Genomic DNA, 2775 nt, shown 5'->3' on the forward strand with positions numbered 1-2775 from the left:
GTCGACGCATCGGCTTGTCGAAAGGATTCAAAAACGGCTTGTTGACGATCGGGAGGAATTCCGATCCCTGTGTCGCGGACCGAAATCTGCAGACCGACTGAATCTTCAGTGCTGGATTCGAGATGGACGACGACTTCGATTTCGCCTTCCTCGGTGAATTTGATCGCATTGCCCACCAGATTGACAACGATCTGTCCCAGTCGCCCCGCGTCACCGACGAGCATGTCGGGGATCTCGGGCGCGACATGACAAAGCATTTCCAACCCCTTGCCCCCGGCACGGCAACCGAGCGTCTGGATCGTTTGCCCGATGCAATCACGAAGACTGAAGGGATGATGATCCAGGTCAAGTTTACCCGCTTCGATCTTGGAAAAATCGAGAATGTCGTTGAGCAGCCGCAGCAGTGAGTCGGCCGACTGTTTGACCATGTTCAAGTAGTCACGTTGTTCCGACGTCGGCGTCGTGTGAAGCAATAACTCGGTCATCCCGATGATCCCATTCATCGGCGTGCGAATCTCATGGCTCATGTTTGCCAGAAACTCGCTCTTGGCCTGGTTGGCCTGTTCCGCCATCTCTTTGGCAGCCTCGGCAACCTCCTTCGCCGCACGCACTTCCTGTTCGGCTTGATGTCGCTGTGTGACATCCCAAAACATGATCTGGATGCCACTAATATTTCCGGCGGCGTCGTAAACCGGGCCTTTAAACGTTTCCATGTAAACCCGTTCGCCGTCGGCTTTCTCATGGGCTTCGACATGATTGACGACCTTGCCCGTTTTGACGACGCGACGATCGTCTTGTCGATATTTCTTCGCCAAGTCCTTGGGAAAGAGATCGAAATCGGTCTTCCCCAAGATCTCATCCAACGACATCCCCATCGACTCGCAGTACAGCTCGTTGCCGAACACCACTTTGCCCTTCATGTCCTTGCGGACGACCTGCATCGGCATGCACTCGACCAGTGACGAATAGAGCGCTTCGGATTCGCGAATCGCACTGATGTCCGTACCAATCCCGCCGACGAATTTTGGTTGGCGGTTGGCATCGTGGACCACGCTGACTCGGTCGTGTAGCCAGATCACCGAACCGTTGGGACGCACGACGCGATAGTCCTGTTCGATGTGCTTTTTTTCAAGCAAATTGTCCAGATTCGCGACGACGGTCTCGCGGTCGTCCGGGTGGATTGCGTCCAGCCAGTAATTGGGGTCGGCCGTCAGTTCCTTGAGCGGTCTGCCATAGACACGCTCGGCGACGCGATTGACATACAGCAACTTGCCGTCCATCGACGTGCACCAGACGAGATGTCGAGCCGCGTTGATCAGCGTTCTGACAAGCTGATCTCTCGTAAAAGGCTGGTCCTTGGCCGTGTGTAGCGACCCGAGGTCCATGTAGGAGGTTCGTATATCCACCGCGTCTCGCTCCGACGTCGAAGAGTTTGCCTCGGAAACGATGTCCCGAGATTGCTATTCTACTCCAGATGTCCAGGCCTTTCTTCCGTTGACCCGTTTCAGCGAGAGATTCCGACTAACTCCGACGGTGAGGCGTCTCATTCTGCCACTTCAATTCGTGCCGTCATTGCGCCATCGAGTATTGAATCAACCTGATGTTCTACTCCGCTTTCAATCCTTGTTCTTCCAGCCATGCCGCAACCCGCCCCGATTGGTGACGGACGTCGATTGATTCCATCGCACGGTCACCACCGTTTGATTTCCGCCTTTGACAGGTTCGGCCTGGTCGCGCCCTCTCGTGCTGGGGCCCGTCGGCTCGCGCCAAACGGCTGATCTTGGTTTGACATCAGCCGGTTCGCGCCAGCACGAACGGCTTCTCCGTTTGTGTAGACTTAGCGGGAGTTGGACAAACGTTGTCAGAGAGTTAGCGTTGACAACGGGTAACACGTTTCAATGCCACACTCTTAGACCTACAGACGAACGGTCAGAACACCATGCGAACTTCCGTGACGATTCATTCGATGGGCTGTGTCGTGTTGCTCGCGACATTGATCGTGATGGCTAGCAGCACCGTCGCAAACGACGTCGATCGGCCGAACATTCTATTCATCGGGATCGACGACTTGCGACCTGAGTTGGGATGCTACGGCGCCGCCCACATCCACAGTCCAAACATCGATCGTCTGGCCCGCGAAGGGGTTTTGTTTGAGCGAGCTTATTGCCAGTGGGCCGTTTGCATGCCGTCACGGGCGAGCTTGCTGAGCGGTTTGCGAACGGACTGCCGCGCGGTCGGCGGTGTGAGGGATTGATCGAATTGGTCGATTTGCATCCAACGCTCAGCGAACTGGCGGGATTGCCGATCCATTCCGGTGCCGAAGGCGAAAGCTTTGCCGGCAACGTTCGCGACCCCGACGCACCCGGCCAAGAAGTCGCCATCAGTCAGTATCCCAAAGGCGGCTACATGGGCTATTCGATTCGAACGAAGACGCACCGCTACACCGAATGGCGGCCGCTAAAGGGGAACACCCAAAATGCAGCTTTTCGAGAGTTGTACGCCTATGGAAGCGACGGGATCGAGCGCGTCAATCTCGCCGATCGGCCGGAGCACCAAGCCGTTCAAGCGTCGCTTCGACAGCGTTTGCGGAGCGAGATGGCTCGCTGACCGTCACTGGGGGCGATCAACCTTACAAGCGCGCGGCGCGGAATCGGTTCGCCGCTAATCGTATCCCGAGAGAGGTGGGGGAGGATCAATCCCGGGTGGTGCCAGCGGCAATGCGGCACAAAATTTGCAACGGTTACGCCACCGCGATCGACGGGTTCGCAACAGGTA

Annotated in this window: 3 protein-coding genes; 2 read left to right on the forward strand and 1 reads right to left on the reverse strand. The window is 56.6% G+C overall.

What is annotated here, in order from left to right:
* Positions 1–1406, reverse strand: a 1406-nt coding sequence (locus ABX749_RS28480; protein WP_372899014.1) for a PAS domain S-box protein, incomplete at its 3' end; no start/stop codon positions are given.
* A gap of 533 nt (positions 1407–1939) precedes the next feature.
* Between ABX749_RS28480 and ABX749_RS28485 the strand changes: the two genes are divergently transcribed.
* Both ABX749_RS28485 and ABX749_RS28490 read left to right on the forward strand, forming a co-directional pair.
* Positions 1940–2254: a sulfatase-like hydrolase/transferase gene (locus tag ABX749_RS28485; protein WP_372899015.1), complete on the forward strand. Its 315-nt coding sequence runs from the start codon at positions 1940–1942 to the stop codon at positions 2252–2254.
* A 5-nt stretch (positions 2255–2259) separates the two neighbouring features.
* Positions 2260–2607, forward strand: coding sequence for a hypothetical protein (locus tag ABX749_RS28490; RefSeq protein WP_372899016.1), 348 nt, complete (start codon positions 2260–2262; stop codon positions 2605–2607).
* Positions 2608–2775: the final 168 nt, after the last annotated feature.

The sequence above is a fragment of the Stieleria sp. genome, from assembly GCF_041595215.1.
GTDB classification, from domain to species: domain Bacteria; phylum Planctomycetota; class Planctomycetia; order Pirellulales; family Pirellulaceae; genus Stieleria; species Stieleria magnilauensis.